General features: G+C 61.9%; 12 protein-coding genes. 3 read left to right on the top strand and 9 right to left on the bottom strand.

What is annotated here, in order from left to right:
- The first annotated feature begins 79 nt into the window (after nt 1–79).
- On the top strand, nt 80–352 hold the full coding sequence (locus FQK05_RS26185; protein WP_233270563.1) for a hypothetical protein: 273 nt from the start codon (nt 80–82) through the stop codon (nt 350–352).
- A 233-nt stretch (nt 353–585) separates the two neighbouring features.
- Nucleotides 586–822, top strand: a complete 237-nt coding sequence (locus tag FQK05_RS26560; RefSeq protein ID WP_407644512.1) for a hypothetical protein — start codon at nt 586–588, stop codon at nt 820–822.
- Here FQK05_RS26560 and FQK05_RS18015 read toward each other — a convergent pair.
- The 4 genes from FQK05_RS18015 to FQK05_RS18030 form a co-directional block, all read right to left on the bottom strand.
- Nucleotides 753–1304, bottom strand: coding sequence for an NADPH-dependent FMN reductase (locus FQK05_RS18015; protein ID WP_158969428.1), 552 nt, complete (start codon nt 1302–1304; stop codon nt 753–755). The genes FQK05_RS26560 and FQK05_RS18015 overlap by 70 nt on opposite strands.
- A gap of 269 nt (nt 1305–1573) precedes the next feature.
- A complete protein-coding gene (locus FQK05_RS18020; RefSeq protein WP_158969430.1) occupies nt 1574–3280 on the bottom strand; it encodes an FAD-dependent monooxygenase in 1707 nt (568 codons plus the stop codon).
- A gap of 188 nt (nt 3281–3468) precedes the next feature.
- On the bottom strand, nt 3469–4062 hold the full coding sequence (locus FQK05_RS18025) for a VOC family protein (protein WP_158969432.1): 594 nt from the start codon (nt 4060–4062) through the stop codon (nt 3469–3471).
- A 167-nt stretch (nt 4063–4229) separates the two neighbouring features.
- Nucleotides 4230–7691, bottom strand: a complete 3462-nt coding sequence (locus FQK05_RS18030) for an indolepyruvate ferredoxin oxidoreductase family protein (RefSeq protein ID WP_158969434.1) — start codon at nt 7689–7691, stop codon at nt 4230–4232.
- A 119-nt stretch (nt 7692–7810) separates the two neighbouring features.
- On the opposite strand from FQK05_RS18030, the gene FQK05_RS18035 reads away from it, so the two are divergent.
- On the top strand, nt 7811–8284 hold the full coding sequence (locus FQK05_RS18035; RefSeq protein WP_158969436.1) for an Lrp/AsnC family transcriptional regulator: 474 nt from the start codon (nt 7811–7813) through the stop codon (nt 8282–8284).
- 479 nt (nt 8285–8763) lie between these two features.
- Here the strand turns inward: FQK05_RS18035 and FQK05_RS18040 are convergent, their stop codons facing one another.
- The 5 genes from FQK05_RS18040 to FQK05_RS18060 all read right to left on the bottom strand — a co-directional run bounded on the left by FQK05_RS18040 (nt 8764) and on the right by FQK05_RS18060 (nt 14538).
- Nucleotides 8764–10473 (bottom strand): arylsulfatase, encoded by a 1710-nt coding sequence (locus tag FQK05_RS18040; protein WP_233270564.1) that lies wholly within the window; start codon nt 10471–10473, stop codon nt 8764–8766.
- A gap of 112 nt (nt 10474–10585) precedes the next feature.
- A complete protein-coding gene (locus tag FQK05_RS18045; protein ID WP_158969438.1) occupies nt 10586–11452 on the bottom strand; it encodes a fumarylacetoacetate hydrolase family protein in 867 nt (288 codons plus the stop codon).
- Nucleotides 11453–11462: 10 nt separating this feature from the next.
- Nucleotides 11463–11852 (bottom strand): nuclear transport factor 2 family protein, encoded by a 390-nt coding sequence (locus FQK05_RS18050; protein ID WP_158969440.1) that lies wholly within the window; start codon nt 11850–11852, stop codon nt 11463–11465.
- Nucleotides 11853–12586: 734 nt separating this feature from the next.
- A complete protein-coding gene (locus FQK05_RS18055) occupies nt 12587–12910 on the bottom strand; it encodes a non-heme iron oxygenase ferredoxin subunit (protein ID WP_158969442.1) in 324 nt (107 codons plus the stop codon).
- 29 nt (nt 12911–12939) lie between these two features.
- The gene (locus FQK05_RS18060; protein WP_158969444.1) at nt 12940–14538 is read right to left on the bottom strand and encodes a gamma-glutamyltransferase family protein; all 1599 of its coding nucleotides are present in this window, start codon (nt 14536–14538) and stop codon (nt 12940–12942) included.
- Nucleotides 14539–14544: the final 6 nt, after the last annotated feature.

Raw genomic sequence — 14544 nt, forward strand, 5'->3', positions numbered from 1 at the left:
GGGCTTGATACTGTAACCGCCTCCCTACGGCATCGACGCGCCAAAGTTGGGTCGCATCATTCCATATCGGGAGGCGGTCATGTCGGAGATTATCACGGTCGGATTGGATCTGGCGAAGAATGAGTTTCGGGTTGACGGTTCAGACAGGAATGGCAGTGCCATCTTGCGCAGGAAGCTTAGAAGGGCCCCGATGCTTGACTTCTTTGCCAAGTTGCCGCCCTGCCTGGTGGCGATAGAGGTCGGCGGCGGCGCGATTTTTCTGGGTGCGGGAATTGTCCAAGATCGACCACGATTTCAGGCTCATCCGGCAGCGCACCTAGGCCGTCAATGCAATACGCGGACATCTTACTGAATTCGGCTGCGTCGTACCTTAGGGCGCAACGAATGCCCGGCGCCTGTTTGCCCTTGTCGCGGGCGAACAATTGGTCCTCCCTGATGGTCCGGACTGTTATGCTTGCCCAACCCGACGGTCGGATCGAGACCCTGGATGCCGACATTGGCCGGGGCACCAAGACAGATGAGGTTCCCCGTCGTCTGATGTCGATCCCAAGCATAGGCCCGTTGATCGCCGCAGCCATCGCCACTATGGCTCCGCCGCCGAAAGCGTTCCGGAAGGGCCGAGACTTCGTGGCATGGCGCGGCCTCACCCGGCGGCAGCGCGCAACAGGCGGCAAGCACGCACCCGCCGCGCCGTCATGTTTGCCAAGCACGATCTCTCCACCGTGCCGGTTCCAGCCCTGTCGTGCCGGTCATCACGCCATGCGATCTATGAGTTGGGCAAAACGCTCGGCAAAGGCTGCAATGAAGTCACGCAGGTCCTGATCCGCAATGACGCCGTCTTCGGAGATCATTTCGGGAGTTCTGAAACTGATATAGGTTTCCCCCGGCATGACAATGCTGCCCTGTACCGCCATGATTTGTCGCAGATGCTGTTGCCCGATTGCTGTTCCTATCGAGCCGGGGGACGCACCCGTCATGGCGAAGACCTTGCCATTCCAGACGTTTTCCGAAGGAGGTTTTGATCCCCAATCGATGGCATTTTTCAGGAGAGCGGGAATCGATCGGTTGTACTCCGGCGTCACGCAGCAAACGCCATCCGCTTCCCTGATCGCGTTGGTGAAGTTGCGAACCGCGTCGGGCCGGTCAGGTTCGAGATCGCCGTTGTAGAATGGCATGTCGTCCATACGTATGTAACGAAAGGCCATCGAAGCGGGCGCATAAAGTTGGATGGCCTTCGCAAGCCTGAGGTTGATCGACTGTTTGCGAATGCTGCCAACGAGCATGGCAATTGATTTTCGGGACATGGCTTCTCCTATCCTAGCTTTTCTTCCAGTTTGATCCGAAACTCAGCTTCTCCGTCGCGCACGCACCGGGCCCTCCGGGACGATCGCCATCGACAGCGAAATTCCTGCCTTCACGCCTGCGTCCAGCACGACGTTCGGGACAACACGTTCCCGCGATGCCGCGACCCGGCTTTCAGCAGAAATTGGTGCCGGTTTGTGGTCGCGGATTGACATTGCCGGTTTCGGGACAAGGCCGCCCAAATCGAAATTCCGCGCGGCCTTTTTTCAGCTCATTCCCCTTTGAGGAGGCCAAGGGCTTGCTGGAACCCATCCAGGTTCAGCACCGATGCGTCTCGCCAAAGAACATGTCCGTCGGGACGAACCGTGACCGCGCCGCTTTTCTCGATACCAAGCAAATCAGAGGCGTTCGGGCCGAAATTCGCATCGGCGCCGATGGTCAGCACCGTGACAGGGACTCCCGTCGCTGCCACCGCGGATTGCGCTGCCTCGTGCCAGGCCGGATCCAGGGCAAAGAGCGTGATGCCGACTGGCGCCACTCGCCCAAGAGTGGATGCCGCAAAACTACCGTCCGGGGAACTGAACGGAAGCCGTGCGCCGGGATGGGCGTCCGGGCGATACCGCGAAATGTCGCTTGGCCCAGGCGCGCATCCATCGTGCGCGACAAGTCCCTCATCATAGATGAACCCAAGGTCCATCCCTGCTCCCTGATCGAAGTGCTCCGCCTGGTTTTCGATTGCCGCCTGAACCGCCGCGCGGCGCCTCTGAGCCATGGCACCGTCCCCGTCGATTCCGACAACCGCGGCGTCATGCTGCCGCACGGGTCCCCGGATGTCGTCGAGCGAGACCGGCGCCAGAAGTGGCACCCCCAGGGCCTCGTCGATCTGACCCATTTTCATCATGTTCTTCACGCTTTGATCGGTATTGCGCTGCGCAATCGCACGACGCTCGACCTGATAGCTGTCCAACAGCGCAGACGGGGCCAAGCCGGAGACGACGGCATCGAGCTTCCACGCCAGGTTGTGCGCGTCCTGAATGCCGGTATTCATCCCCAGCCCACCCATCGGCGGGAACCGGTGGCAGGCATCCCCCGCCAGAAGCACATGCCCCGCCCGATAGGACTGGGCCACCTGCGCGCTCATGTTCCATGTACTGATCGAGTCGATCTTCACTTCGATGTCGAAATCGCCCATCGCCTTGTTGAGGATCCGGGTGGCGTCTTCATTGCTGAAATCCTCGACCCGGGCATCGCCGATAGGCACAAGCATGGCCCAGCTGCGACCATGCTTGTCGAAGTTCAGGAAGACCCCGCGCGCATCCGTGCCGCCGATCCAGTACAAAACGGCCTTGCGCCCTTCCCGATATCTGTCGAAATCGGCATGGAAGTAGATCGTCATGAACCGCGCCAGCGAAGGCGGGCCATCCATATCGATCCCGACCGACCTTCGCACCATGCTGCCGGCACCATCGCAACCGATCAACCAATCGAACTTCATCACCTGCTGGCCATCCGCGGTATCGACCGTTACCTCGCCTTCTGTTTCGTCCTGCCGCAGATCGCTAACGCAATGGCCATAGCGCAAGTCGCCCCCCAGCTCCATGAACCGTTCGGCCAGGATGCGTTCCAGATGCGTCTGCGGAAGGTTCAACGAGCGATACCGGCTGAGGGGGCCGCGGTCGTCCTCGGCCGCCCCCCGGACAGACAGCACTCCGTATTCACGACCGGCCATGCTTTCGACCCAGACGATCTTTCCGCTCATTGCCGTGTTGTCGCCTTCCGCCCACATCCGTTCGCCAACGCCCAGTTCGGCCATGATTTCCATTGTGCGGGTGTTGACAACATGGGCCGCGGGATAGCCGATCTGGTCGTGCCGACGCTCCAGAACGATCGGGTTCAAGCCACGCTGGCGCAGAAGGATGCCAGCGGTCAGCCCCGTCGGCCCACCGCCGACAATGATGATTTTCGAATCCCTCGACATTTTCGAGCTCTCCTCCCCTGTGACGGCCAGCACGGCCGAACCGGGGGACTTGCCCCCGGTAACGCGCCCGGGCCTCGAATGTGGTGCTGTGAGTGGCCTCGCCGGGGGGTAAGTTCCACAACCCCCCGCCAGGTCCGGCCCGTCGCGCGATGCGCGACAAGCGGTTGAGATTCTTGTCGCGCGCGCCCTCAGCCCGGCAAATGCATGTTGCCGGGGACCTCTGGTTGGTATTCGCCTGCCCGCGACTTCTTCAGCAGCTCCGACACCGACAGGCCGCCTTTCAACGCAGCGATCAGCTTGGCCGGGTCCACCATGACGCCGATCGGCTCGCGGGCGAAATCCTCCGAGGTCCGCATCCAGTGCGTCGAATGAATCCAGTTGCCGAAGTTGTCGCTTTGCAGCTCGACCAGATTGCCGTCCGGATCGACGTAATAGAACGACATGGTCGCCCCATGGTCAAAGCAGACGTCTGGCAGGATGCCGACCTCGGCCAGACGCTCGTAATTGTCCACCAGGTCCTCGAGCGTGCCGAATTCGAAAGCCGTGTGATGGATGCCGGTATGGGAGATCTTTTCGGGGTCGTCCTTCATCGCCGGGCTGGTCAGAAAGGCGATGCGGTGGTTCGCGGTGTCGTTGGTCGTCCAGCCCGCGCCCTCGAAGGTAAAACCTGCGGTGCAGCCCACGACGGCCTCATACCAATCGAGCATTTCCTGCAGACGCGAGGTCTTGAAGGTGACGTGATGCAGAACAGGTTTGCGCGCGAGCGGCCTGGGTTGTTTCATGATGTCAATTCCTTTTGGGTGGAGTGCTGGTGATGGGCGCCCGGATCGCCTTCCTCCTCACGGCAGATCGGGACGTCGGGGGTTTCCCCGGAAGACCGAAGCCCGGTGACGGGCCCGCCTGTTTCCAAGCCCGCAAAGTGCGGGGACCTTTCGAAGGCATGTTTCCGTTACCGGGCCGCCTCTTGCTTCAACGCCGCTTCCAATTTTGCCCATTTGGGGCGCACGGCGGCGATGCTCCGCGCCTTGACCGGGCCAAAGCCGCGTATCCCGTCTGGAATCGCTGCAAGTTCGAGAGCCGTCTCCATCGTCTCGGGCGACAGGGTGGCAAGGATGAGTTCGATGCTCTGCCTGAAGTCCTCGATCAACTGACGTTCTTCCCGCCGTTCCACCGTGTGGCCGAAGGGGTCGAGCCGCGTGCCGCGCAGGCATTTCCCAATGGACATCAAGCGCAAAAGGGTGAAGATCCACGGCCCAAATCGCCGCTTTGCAGGTTCGCCCGTCGCCGGGTCGACCCTAGCCAGGATCGGTGGCGCGAGATGCAGATACATCCGTCCCTGCGCTCCGAAAGCCTCGTCGATCATGGCCTTGAAAGAGCTGGCGGCGTAGAGGCGCGCAACCTCGTATTCGTCCTTGTATGCCATCAGCTTGAAAAGCGACCGGGCCACCGTCTCGGTTAGCGGGCCCTCCTGTCCCATTGCCGCGGTCTCTCTGGCGCGAACCCTTTCAATCGTCTTGCGATAGCTCTCGCCATAGCGGCTATTCTGATAGCCGGTCAGGAAGTCGACCCGCCGCGCGATGGTCTCGTCCAGTGTCCGCGACGGCAGGCGATGCGCCAGTCCGGGCGCCGGAGACTCGTCCAGGAACCCGGAAAGCCGTTCCGGATGTTGCGCCGCGACACGGCCCAGACGGAACGCCGTCTCGTTCATCTCGATCGCCACCCGGTTCAGGCGGATCGCGTTCAGGATCGCCGCCTCGGAGAGCGGGATCAGCCCTTTCTGGAAGGCGTAGCCGACAAGGAACAGGTTCGCACCGATTGCGTCGCCAAGGGTGCGCTCGGCCAGCCTTGTCGCACTGACGAGATCGACATGATCGCCACCCGCATGGCGCCGCACCGTATCCGCGAGCTTTTCCGTCGGAACATGAAAGGCGGGATCCCGGATGAAGTCGGACGTGATGGGTTGCTGTGCATTCAGGATCACGCGGCTGCGGCTGCCCGAGACCACCCCCAGCGCCTCCCGGCTTGCGGTCACGACCGGATCGCCACCGATCACCAGGTCGGCCTCGGCATCGGGAATGCGATGGGCCAGCGCGGTATCCGGCGAGGCGCAGAGCCGGATATGCGAGGTGACGGCGCCCCCTTTCTGGGCCATGCCGGTCATATCGAGGGTTGAACAGCCCTTACCCTCGGTATGGGCCGCCATCGCGAGGATCGCGCCGATGGTTATGATCCCCGTTCCCCCAACGCCGGTCACCATGATGTTCCAGGGTTCGTCCAGCGCCGGCAGCGCCGGCATCGGCAGATCGGCCGACAGGATGTCACTCAAAGCGTCCTTCAACGGCTTGCGCAGCTCGGCACCTTCCAGGGTGACAAAGGAAGGGCAGAAACCGTTGACACACGAATGATCGAGATTGCAGGACGATTGATCAATCCGCCGCTTACGCCCGAATTCCGTTTCCATAGGCGTCACGGAAAGGCAGTTGGACTTTTTCGAGCAGTCGCCGCAGCCCTCGCACACGAGTTCGTTGATAAACACGCGGCGGGTGAGCGTCGGCGTGGGGGCCGCGCGCTTGCTCCGCCGTCGCTTTTCAGCCGCGCAGACCTGATCATAGACAAGGGCCGTCACGCCCTCGACCTCGCGCAGCTCTCTCTGAACGGCGTCGAGCTCTTCGCGGGGATGGATCGTCACCCCCTCTGCGAAGCGCTTTTGCCCGCGGTACTTTGCGATGTCATCGGACGCCACAGCGATACGTTCGACGCCTTCGGCACGCAATTGATGCGTGATCCGCTGCGGATCCAGGGGCCCGTCATGCGTCTGGCCGCCGGTCATCGCCACTGCGTCATTATACAGGATCTTGTAGGTAATATTGACCTTCGCGGCCACGGCAGCCCGGATCGCCAGAAGACCCGAATGAAAATATGTGCCATCGCCGATATTCTGGAAAACATGGCGGGTCGGAACATATGGCGCCTGGCCGATCCAGTTCGCGCCTTCTCCGCCCATATGGGTGTAGGTCGCGGTGTTCCGATCCATCTTCTGGGCAAGATAGTGGCAGCCGATCCCGGCGAAGGCGCGACTTCCCTCGGGCACTTTGGTCGAGCTGTTATGTGGGCAGCCCGAGCAGAAATAGGGGGTTCGTTCCCAAAGCGGCACGTCCGGCAAAGCGGCACGTGCGTCCGTCGCCTGCCGCAACCGTTCGCCCAGATCGGGTGCATCGATCAAGGGCAGAAGACGCTGCGCCAGCACGGCAGCGATGCGGTCGCTCGACAGATCGCCATGCAAGGGGAACACGATTTGCCCCTGCGCGTCACGCTTGCCCAGAACCCGCGGGCGGCGGTCGGCCGGCATATGAAAAAGCTGATCCTTGATCTGGCTTTCGATCAGGGGGCGTTTTTCCTCGATCACCAACAGCTCTTCCAGCCCCTCGGCAAAGGCATGAAGACCTTGCGGTTCGAGAGGCCAGACAAGGCCCACCTTGTAGACCGAGATCCCCAGCTCCGCGGCACGTTCGAGAGGCAGCCCCAGGATTTCCAAAGCCTGCAGAAGGTCGAGATAGGATTTGCCCGTTGTCACGATGCCGATCCTTCGGCGCGCCGTGGCCCCTTCGACCCGGTCGATCCGGTTGGCCCGCGCAAAGGCGCCAACGGCCGGGATCTTGTGATTGTGCAGGCGGCGTTCCATTGCCTGCGGGCTGTCCGGCCAGCGAATGCTGAGCCCGCCGTCAGGCAGTTCGATATCGGTCGGCGTCGCAAAACTACGAAGGCCCGGAACGGCAATGGAGGCAGAAGAATCCATCGTGTCTGCGACCAGTTTCAAGGCCGCCCAGGTCCCGGAAAATCGGGATAGAGCCCATCCGAAGAGACCGAACTCCAGAATCTCCCGAACCCCCGAAGGGTTGAGCACCGGGATCATCGCGTCCACCAGCGCGTATTCGCTCTGGTGCGATGTCGTCGACGATTTGGCCGTATGATCGTCACCTGCCAGAACCAGAACGCCCCCGTGGGGTGCGGTGCCAGCCAGATTGCCATGTCGGAGAGCATCGCCCGAGCGATCGACGCCCGGCCCCTTGCCATACCACATCGAGAAGACACCGTCGCGATGCGCCCGCTCCATCAGATTTATCTGCTGCGTCCCAAGAACGCTGGTCGCGGCGAGGTCTTCGTTCACGGCGGGATGCAGCGTGATGTCCTGAGGATCAGTGAAGCTCCGCGCGCGCAGGAAAGTCTGGTCAACCCCACCCAAAGGCGAGCCTCGGTAGCCAGTTACAAATCCTGCGGTGTTCAGGCCCGCAGCCATATCTGCCCGCTTCTGCATCAGCGTCAGCCGGACCAAAGCCTGGGTTCCGGTCGTAAAAATGCGATCTTCAGAAAGATCGTACTTGTCATCGAGTTCTATTGTCTGGTCCAGCATTTCGGGCCTCCTGTGACGACAGAATATTTTCCCAAAAGCGCAATTTCTTGACTTTTCTTGACCTTTTTTGATATCTTAATGACAAATATTATCAATGTTACGCGAATTTTGGACATAAAATGACCGAGCCACTGAGCCCCGTAGATTTGAAGATCCTTGAGGTGCTGCAGCAGCAGGGGCGCATCAGCATGACCGAATTGGGAGAGCGCGTCGGATTGTCGACGTCCCCCTGCGCCCGCCGTGTCAAACGGCTGGAAGACGAGGGGCATATCACGAAGTATGTCGCGCTGTTGAACCCGGAGTCGCTGGGAGCATCGCTGATCGTCTTCGTCAACGTACGCCTTGGCAGCCAAACCCGAGACGCCTTCAACCGCTTCGAAGCGGCCGTGCAGAAATTTCCCGAAGTCGTCGCCTGCCATCTCCTCGCCGGCGGTTTCGACTATCTGGTTCAGGTTCGGGCACGTGACATCAAGGAATTTCGGGATTTCATGCGGAACAGTTTCACGGTGATCGAGGGCGTGGCCGAAACCCAATCCAGCATTGTCCTGGAAGAACTGAAATCGACCACGGAAATTCCTTTTGCACACCCCTAGCGGGACAGGCGTGCGCGCCATGGGCCCGCCTTGGGAAATCAAGCACCTTGCCGACACGTTCATTCGCCAATTTGCCGGCCGACGATGAACAGACAGGGACAGTCGGTGCCGCGAAATCGCCAGATCAAGCTGGGCGCCTTCGCCCCGGTTTGCTGTGATCTTGCCCCCGGTCGACCTGCGACACAGCCCGGCTGCCCGGAACGCCCAGGGCCCGACGTGACCTCTTCCGGAAGATAAGGCATTATTCTTGATCGCGATTGTCACGTTTCAGAAATCCTGATCTCTTTGTCTTGGCCGTGGTTATTGCCGCGTTTCGCGGCCTTGGCCGGGGCAGGTGACGGGGCGTTCTGTGGTGAAAGAAGGCACAGATCCGCACGTCTCATTTCCATGAGCGTCGATTGTTCCGGTCTTTTGAGAAAGCGGCGTAAACCGGGGTTGTGCGGGTTACGCCGCCGATCATGCAGTGCGCTTGCGCTGACCTATTTTTCGGATGTCGTATGTGGCGGTTCAAACAGATATTGCGTCTGGTTGGTTGCAACAATTTTCTGAGAGAGCCCGGTGTACCAGTAGATATCGTAGGCAGCCCGGCAATGCTCCCAATCAGCTTTCAATTCTGCCAGCTTGTCTTTCCGCTCCGCTGCAAGGTCTTGTCTCTCCACCGGATCATTCCCAAGGTCGAACAATTCGAAATCGCCGGCGCCCCATGGCGCGTTGCTATGGACAATTTTCCAGCCGTCCTTCCATACAGCCACCCTTCCAAACAGCTCCGTGCAGACTGGATCCTGTTGGGGGCGCGGCACGTCCTGCACACCTTGCAGCCAAGGCATCAGGGAATGTCCCGTCATCGGCTTCAGGTCGGGAGTGTCAATTTCAGTGACGCCGGCAATGTCCAGAAGGGTGGGCGCGATGTCGGTGATATGCACGAAATGGTCCTGTCGACCCCCCGCGCCCCAACCGGGATACGAGATGAAAGCGGGCGACCGAGTGCCGCCTTCGTACGTGAATCCCTTGGTCATCCGGAACGGCGTCTGGCTTACCGCGGCCCAGGACGGCCCATACCCGAAATACGACCCCCGTCGACCCAGGTTTTCCAACGAATTATCGAATGCGCGACTGATGTACTCGCGGTTCCGACCGCCAAGGACCTCTCCGGGCAACGTTCCTTCGGCGCCGTTGTCAGAGAAGAAGATGAAAACCGTATCGTCGTATTCGCCCTTCTCTTTCAGATAGGTAACGAGGCGACCGACATTCTGGTCAATCTCGTAGATCATCGCCGCATAGACCTCCATCTTGCGGGCTTCGATCTTGCGCTGTTCCGCATCCAGTTCGTTCCAGTGCGGCCAGAGGTCGGGTTCCAGGTTGGGCTGCACATCCGGCCCGATCAGTCCGATCTCCCGCATGCGTTCGAGCCTGGCACCCCGGATTTCATCATATCCCCCATCGTACTTGCCCTCGAACAGAGCGATGGAGTCGTCCGGTGCCTGCAGTGGCCAATGCGGTGCCGAGAAGCCGAGAAAGGCAAAGAACGGTGCATTGTCCGTTGCGGCTTCGATCTGATCGATCAGGTGCGTCGTGAAATACTCGGTCGAATAGGTGAAATCCTCGCCGAGATCGACCAGCTCCCCGTCACGCGTATAGGTCGCCTTGGGTAGGGCCTCGATCGCGCCCGTCTGGTCGAAATGATGGGCGGCACCGTTTATCAGGGCAAAGGAACGTTCAAACCCGCGTGCGGCAGGGCGCTGTTCTTCCCGGCCGCCGAGATGCCACTTTCCCGACATGTAAGTATGATATCCATTGTCTCGCAGCACCTGGGGAAAGCTGACGACACGGTCGTTCAGAAAGCCCTCGTACCCCGGAAGACCGCGCTGTTCATCAAGGATTTCCTCGGCCATGGTGCCCAACCCGGCCACATGATTGTCCGTGCCCGACATCAGCATGGCCCGGCTGGGCGAGCACGTCGGTGCCACGTGGAAATTGGTGAACCTGGTGCCTTCGCGCGCAAGCGCATCGAGAGAGGGGGTAGGGATTTCCCCGCCAAATGCGCCGATGTCCGAATAGCCCATGTCATCAGCGACAATCAGGACAATGTTCGGTCGCCCCTCCTGCGCCTCTACGGGCTGTCCGAGCGCCAGCGTCGCGGCTCCAAGCATGAAACACGCCGCCGATCTGTTTGAAAGAAACCCTGTCATTGCACTCCTCCATTGCTGACAGATGCGGTACTGGCTCGTGTCCGAGCCATTCGCATGGCCACCGCGACGTACTCCTCGACGTGGCGGGGCTCTCGACGTGTCCGTCCGTCGTTCATTCGCTGACAGCTACGTTCCGGATATGCCCAAGACCCGTGATCGCGGCATGCATCACGTCGCCCGGCTTGACGAAGGTCGGCGGCTGCATGGCGATGCCCACCCCGCCGGGCGTGCCGGTCGCCAGGATGTCGCCTGGCTTGAGCGTCATGACCTGCGACAGGTAGGACACTTGCTCGGCGATGCTGAACACCATGTCCCGGGTATTGGCGCTTTGCCGGATCTCGTCGTTGATCCGCATCTCAAGGTCCAGGTTCTGCGGATCTTCGATCTCGTTGTCGAAGGTCAACCAGGGACCTGTCGGTCCGTGCGTGTCAAAAGACTTGCCCAGCGTCACGCTGGGGGACCTCATCTGCCAGTCGCGCGCGGAAACATCATTGGCGACCATGTAACCGCCGATCACGCTGCGCGCCTCGGCTTCATCGACATATCGGCAGCTCTGCCCGATCACGACGGCAAGTTCGACTTCGTAATCGACCTTTTCGCTGACCGAAGGAATGACCACCTCGTCTACCGGACCGACGATGCAGGACACTTGCTTGTTGAACCACACCTGCGTTTCCGGCGGCTTTAGGCCCAGCCGCTCCGCTTCCGCGCCGTGCGCCTTGTAGTTCAGCCCGATGCCGAGGAACTTCTCGGGAGCCGGGATCGGAGCAAGGAGGCGCACATCTTCAATCGCGATCCGGCCCGGCGCATCCGGCCCGATTGCATCGAAGCCCGCACGGGCTTCCGAAGCCGGGTCGAGATAGGCCACGATTTCGCGAGGAAGATCCGGCGCGGCGACGGAGAGATCCACCATGAAGCCGTCGAACACCTTTGCAAGTGCCGTCGCTCCATCGGATTTGCAAATGCGGGCAATAGGCATGCTCTGTCCCTCACCCTTCCTGCGCCAGCATGGCGTTGTGACAGGTGTTCAAGAGCCACCGTCGATCCTGCTTTCGCCAGACCTGGGTGGACATTGCGGTTGCCGACAGGCGCTGTCCGGTGTCGTTGGCCACTATGGTCTGGCGCAGCTCGCCGATCATGACGGCGAACCCATCGTAGACGCGGATCTGCAACGGACCCCGCTCGATGTGTTCGACGCTGAACTTCGTTCCCACACTGGCCAGATAGCCCACCTTGTCATCAAGCACGCCGTTCAGGTGAACATGCGCAAGATCGTCGCTGAGCATTGGGCCAAGCGCATCAAGATTGGCGGCGAGAATATAGTCGCAGCGCTCCCGTTCCCGGGCTTCAAGCTCTGCGGTTTCGGTTTCCTCCAACATGCCTGTCCTCCCTGACGCATGCCCCGTTCATTGCGGGGGGGCTGTGACAGCCATTACTTCCCCGCGTCGTCAAACCTATGCCCGCGGCAACCGGTTTGCCTCGATACCAATATCCCCGCCACGATGCCCCCAAGGCATCGCAACGGCCTGTCAGTCAGACTGATCTAGACACCGGCACTGAACTGATGCGGTGGATGCCCCCACGGAACGGCATCTCATATGCCCTGATCGTTCCATCGGAACCAAACGGAGGGCGCATCGATGACGACGAAGATCGGTATGCTGGCGATCGACCTGGCGAAGGGCACCCTCCAGGTCTGAGCAAGCGGAGCGGATGGGGGGTTCTATACAACCGAGTATTATCACGGACGCGCCTGATGACGCTTCTCGCCGGGCAGCCGACCTGCATTCTTTGCGATGGACGCTTGCGCCCCGTCGCATCGCTGGGCCCGAGTGGCGCTTTCGCACGGTCACGAGGTGCGCCTGGTTCCGGCGGCGTATGTGAAGCCGTTTGTCAAACGGCAGAAAGACGACAAGGCCGAAGCTACAGCGGAGGCAGCCGCCCGAGGCCATCTCGATGTCTACGAGTTCGCCGACGGGCGCTTGCGGGTCTGGCCTGCTGCCGGTTTCGTGTACGGCAGTTTAAGCGCTCATATCCCGCTGCGCCCACAGCCTCCGGCCATAATGCGCGAAGCCGCTGGGCAGCCGATAGGCGCTGGTCGAATCGGGACGGATCAGACCTTGGCGGTCTCGGTGATCTCGACCATCAGGCGGTCGTTTTCCACCTTCACCGGATAGGTTTTCAGCGGCCGCTTCGCAATGCGCGACCGGGCTTCGCCCGTGGGTACGTGGAACAGCGCCTGGTGGACCGGGCATTCGATGCAGTCGTCTTCCAGATACCCGTCCGACATCAGCGCGAAGGCATGGGTGCAGATGTTCGAGGTGGCATAAAACACGCCTTCGATCCGGTAGAGGGCGATCATTTCCTCGCCGATGGTCACGCCCAGCACCTGGCCTTCGGCCACTGCGCTTGTTTCGGTCACGTCATGCCAAGCCATGGGTCTTCGTCTCCGTCAAATCCAAATGTTCACCAGGCCACCGCCGCGCCGTCCTTGCGGCTGTCGGTGGCGGCCAGCCAGGCGTCGTCCAGACGCCACAGCATCTGTGCGGACCCGAAATCCATGTAGCCGGGCACCGGCGGCACGATCTTGTGCCCACGTTCGGCCAACGCCGCTACGACATGGGGCGCGATGCCCGCCTCCAGGTTGATGTCCAGCCCGGCGACGTGGCGGTGGCGCGGGCCGTCGATGGCAGTCTGGGGTTCGCCCCCCGCCGCAAGCAGGCGCAGGGCCAGCGCGATCTGCACCTGCGGCTGCATGTTGCCGCCGGATACGGCGACAGCGGCCTGTCCCAGTCCGTCCACCGTCAGAAGCGACGGCATCAGCGTGTGCAGCGGCCGTTTCCCTGCCACCAACAGGTTCGGATGACCGGGTCGCAGGGAAAAGCCGCCCATCCGGTTGTGGAAACTGATCCCCGTACCGGGCACCACGACGCCGGATCCGAAGCCCACGAAATTCGACTGCAGGAAGGACACCATACGCCCTTCGCGGTCGGCGGCGACCACGGCCACAGTGCCGCCACGTCCCGGCAGGCCAGGCTTCCGCGCCGCGGCCCTGCGTTCGACCCGTGCCGCCCGCCTCGCTGCATGGTCCGGGTCGCGCAGTTCGTTCAGCGGCAGCCGCTGCCCGGCCGGATCGCCAAGAGCCGCGGCAACATCGGCCGAGGCGCATTTGAACGCCTCGATCTGAAGATGCCGGCCTTCGACGCTGTCGGGGTCCTGCAGGGGCGCATCGAAATGCGACAGGATTCCCAGCGTCAGTTCGATCACCAGCGCCTGCGTGTTGGGCGGTGCGACGTGCATCACGGCCTCGGGCGCGCCCGGGGGCGTGGACGACAGCGCCACACCCCATTCGGACCGGTGTTGCACCAGATCCTCGTGCCTCAGAAGGCCTCCATGTTCCACCGCGTGCGCCACCATCGCATCGGCCAGCGGACCCTCGTAGAAGGCGCGCCCCCGTGTGGACGCGATCAATTCAAGGCTGGCGGCCAGGTCGGGCTGGCGGAAGATCGCGCCGGGTTGTGGCACCAAGCCCTGCGGCAGGTAGGCCTCGGCAAAGCCAGGCTGGTCCTTCAACCCGTCGACCTGGATCTGCCAGCGGCCCCGGACGCCCGGGGCCAGCGGCGCGCCTTCGCGGGCCCAGTCGATGGCCGGTTCGAACAGGGTCTCGAACGGCAGACGGCCGAAACGCTCCGACAGGTCGACCCAGGCCGCAACGGTGCCGGGCGTGGTGACGCTGCCCCAGCCACGGGGTGGGATCCTGTCCAGTGCCGCGACCCGGTCTTCGGTCCAGGCCAGGGGGGCCCGGCCGGTGCCGTTCAGAACGACCGGATCCTGACCCGGTTCGGACACCATGGCAAAGGCGTCGCCACCCAGCCCGGTCGACACCGGTTCCAGCACGATCAGCGCGATACCTGCCGCGAGCGCCGCATCCACCGCGTTTCCACCGGCGCGCAACATCGCAAGCCCGGCCTGCGCGGCAAGCGGGTGCGATGTCGCGACCGCGTCGCGGCCGATGGCGGGCGCCCGGGCGACGGTCTTGCGGCTGTCCCAGCGGACGTCCTTCACGTCAGG

Origin of the sequence: Chachezhania sediminis, assembly GCF_009765275.1 — a bacterium.
In the GTDB taxonomy this organism is placed as follows: domain Bacteria; phylum Pseudomonadota; class Alphaproteobacteria; order Rhodobacterales; family Rhodobacteraceae; genus Chachezhania; species Chachezhania sediminis.

What these genes read in the sequence shown, in the direction of transcription:
- FQK05_RS26185 (WP_233270563.1), top strand. Translation starts at nt 80, where the DNA reads ATGTCGGAGATTATCACGGTCGGATTGGATCTGGCGAAGAATGAGTTT.
- FQK05_RS26560 (WP_407644512.1), top strand. Translation starts at nt 586, where the DNA reads ATGGCTCCGCCGCCGAAAGCGTTCCGGAAGGGCCGAGACTTCGTGGCA.
- FQK05_RS18015 (WP_158969428.1), bottom strand. Translation starts at nt 1,304, where the DNA reads ATGTCCCGAAAATCAATTGCCATGCTCGTTGGCAGCATTCGCAAACAG.
- FQK05_RS18020 (WP_158969430.1), bottom strand. Translation starts at nt 3,280, where the DNA reads ATGTCGAGGGATTCGAAAATCATCATTGTCGGCGGTGGGCCGACGGGG.
- FQK05_RS18025 (WP_158969432.1), bottom strand. Translation starts at nt 4,062, where the DNA reads ATGAAACAACCCAGGCCGCTCGCGCGCAAACCTGTTCTGCATCACGTC.
- FQK05_RS18030 (WP_158969434.1), bottom strand. Translation starts at nt 7,691, where the DNA reads ATGCTGGACCAGACAATAGAACTCGATGACAAGTACGATCTTTCTGAA.
- FQK05_RS18035 (WP_158969436.1), top strand. Translation starts at nt 7,811, where the DNA reads ATGACCGAGCCACTGAGCCCCGTAGATTTGAAGATCCTTGAGGTGCTG.
- FQK05_RS18040 (WP_233270564.1), bottom strand. Translation starts at nt 10,473, where the DNA reads ATGACAGGGTTTCTTTCAAACAGATCGGCGGCGTGTTTCATGCTTGGA.
- FQK05_RS18045 (WP_158969438.1), bottom strand. Translation starts at nt 11,452, where the DNA reads ATGCCTATTGCCCGCATTTGCAAATCCGATGGAGCGACGGCACTTGCA.
- FQK05_RS18050 (WP_158969440.1), bottom strand. Translation starts at nt 11,852, where the DNA reads ATGTTGGAGGAAACCGAAACCGCAGAGCTTGAAGCCCGGGAACGGGAG.
- FQK05_RS18055 (WP_158969442.1), bottom strand. Translation starts at nt 12,910, where the DNA reads ATGGCTTGGCATGACGTGACCGAAACAAGCGCAGTGGCCGAAGGCCAG.